Genomic DNA, 232 nt, shown 5'->3' on the forward strand with positions numbered 1-232 from the left:
CTGAACAACAATATAAATAAAACTCTCGATATGTCATTTCTTTCAAAGATGCCCGTAATGATTTTTACTAGAAAAGTAGACAAAGAACCAAAAGAGGGAAAATCAAATATTACGTTTTACCAGAATCAATTAAGTCACGTATCGTCGCAAAAGCTAGTTGTTTTACAAGGACATCACTATTTACATTGGACGAAGTACAGAGAAATGAGCGAATATGTGAATGATTTTATAG

The 232-nt window shown here is 31.9% G+C and carries 1 pseudogene; it reads left to right on the plus strand.

Annotated features, from left to right (window positions below):
* Positions 1-48: 48 nt before the first annotated feature.
* Positions 49-232: pseudogene (locus SB754_RS23175) on the plus strand (hypothetical protein); the annotation flags it as partial.

The organism is Leifsonia sp. SIMBA_070 (assembly GCF_046534635.1).
Classification (GTDB): Bacteria; Actinomycetota; Actinomycetes; order Actinomycetales; family Microbacteriaceae; genus Leifsonia.